The following is a 2,117-nucleotide window of genomic DNA, read 5'->3' on the forward strand; positions in this document are numbered from 1 at the left end:
GGGCTGGTCAACTCGATGGGGGGCCGCGCCGGCGCGCCGCCGACATCGGCGCGGACCGAGAAGCCGTCAACCTCGCGCGTCGCCGAGATCGCCATGCGCGCGGTATCGACCGGGCCGTCAAAGGTGATTTGCCCGGTCTCGAATTCGAAGGGGCGCTGCGCCAGCTCAAGGCTGCCGCGCACCAGCGCTGCGCGGCCGTTGAGGAGGATATTGTCCGGCCGGCCAGTGACTTCGAGGTTGACGCCCCAGTCACTGTCAAGGCCGCGGCCGCGCACGATCACGCCGCGCGGAGCGGTCACATCGAGCGCCAGGCGGATGGGTTTGTCGAGCAGGGTTTCATTAAGCGCATCCGGGTCATCCGTTGTCCAACGCACATTCAGTGTACGGATGGAATTGTTCGAGAAATTGCCGATGTTGAAGCGCGCTTCGTTGATAGCTAACGCCCCTGTGAGTACACGGTCAGTTTCTTCTTCGGTCAGTTTGGCATCACCGGTAATGCGGGCGAAATCACCGTGCCGGTCATAGATGAGGATGCGGTTGAACTTCACGCTGACCCCGGATTCGGCTTCCGCAAGCCTGCCGTTCATTTCCAGGGTTCCGCCTTCGGTACCTGCTCCTCGCCCTGTGACGGTCAGGACGCCGGCGTCATAGCTGGCGTCCACATCGAGGTCCTTGAGACCCATGCCGGTTGCGCCGTATTGGTATATCCCGCGGGTTACCTTCGTGTCAGACCTGATGCGAGGTTCGGCGAGCGTGCCAAGCAGTTTTGTGCGGCTGCTGATTGTACCTCCGACATCGTGTCCATAGGCGAGCGCTATGAGGCGGACAGATTCAAGGTCCCCGTTGACGTCAATCAGCGCTTCGATGGGCCGTTCCTGATCGAACTGCACGATACCGTCTGCGGAAGCGGTCACGGGCAGGCGCCCGGCAGCGCTGGCTTTCAGGTCGGGCCCATATGTGGATTGCGCGGTGAGCGAAAGCGCGCGTGAATCGAGGCGGCCATTCAGCTTCAGATCAATGCGCGTATTCAGGCCGGACACGGCACTGTTCGCAGACAATTCCATGACGCCTTCCGGTGCATCCCCATACACCCGGCCGTTGGCGCGGCCAGATATCACCGCATCGATGGCAGGATAGCCAAGGGCGGCCAGAACAGGAGCAATCGAAAGGTTCTGCATCGAGAGCGAGCTGCTGGTTGTTTCTTTGCCGGGGCGCAGGCGCGCCTGCAGGCGTCCGCCGAGAAGCGAGACATCTGCGTCCAGCGTCGGCGCTGGGCCCAGGGACCATTCAATCTCTTCCCGCGAGGCGATGGCAATGCCGAGCAGGGTGCCCGACACGGAAAGCTGACCTGAAGGTGGGCCGTCAGCGAGCGCAACCAGTCCGTAGAAACCAAGATCGCTGCTGGCACGAACCTGGGTGTCGGTCATCCGGGCTTCGAACCTGTAGCCTTCTGCGACAGTCGTCAGCGTGCCGGTGACAGCATCGATGGAAAGATCTTGCGTGATCTGGATATCACGCGCTTCGAATGTCGCGCCGACATCGAAGGGGCTCTCGCCCCCGCGTGCTGCGCTGCCTTTCAGGCTGAGGCTGCCGAAGGTGATACCCCCGATCTGTAAAGCGCCGGCCTCCGCGTTGAAATCAGCTTCAAGCGAACCACCATCGACCAGCGCGGCCGACCCTGAGAACTCAATGGAGCCAAGACGACCCTCGATCGTGTTGAAGCGGGTTGTCTTGCCGCGCCGGTCGAGCACGAACGAGGCTGCTGAGGCCTGCCCGTCGGAACGTCCTGTCAGTGTGACAGGCCCTGAGAGGTCGCCGTCTTCGATATAGATCTCGGCAGCGGCGGCCAGGTCGGAAACGTTCCGTCCGCTGACGAGCGCGCGGCCGCCCTCGGAGCCGGCGTCCACAAGCATGCCGCCGCCCAGGCGCGTAACCCGCACCGCAACGGCGCCGAGATCGACTTCACTGCCGGAAACCTCCAGCGTTTTCAGCTGCTGCGCGGTGACGCGAAGGTCAGGGCTACCCGGGCCATATATGCGGCCGGCAACCTGACCCTCCAGGCCCGGCAGGCTAAAGTCGAGGCGGCGAATGTCGACGGCTTCACGACGTATGCGTAG

1 protein-coding gene is annotated in these 2,117 nt (G+C 63.1%); it reads right to left on the reverse strand.

What is annotated here, in order from left to right; translation table 11 throughout:
* A partial coding sequence (locus tag WEA77_RS13100) for a translocation/assembly module TamB domain-containing protein (RefSeq protein WP_368068328.1) occupies positions 1-2,117 on the reverse strand: 2,117 nt, incomplete at both ends.

Origin of the sequence: Hyphomonas sp., from assembly GCF_040882205.1 — a bacterium.
Classification (GTDB): Bacteria; Pseudomonadota; Alphaproteobacteria; order Caulobacterales; family Hyphomonadaceae; genus Hyphomonas.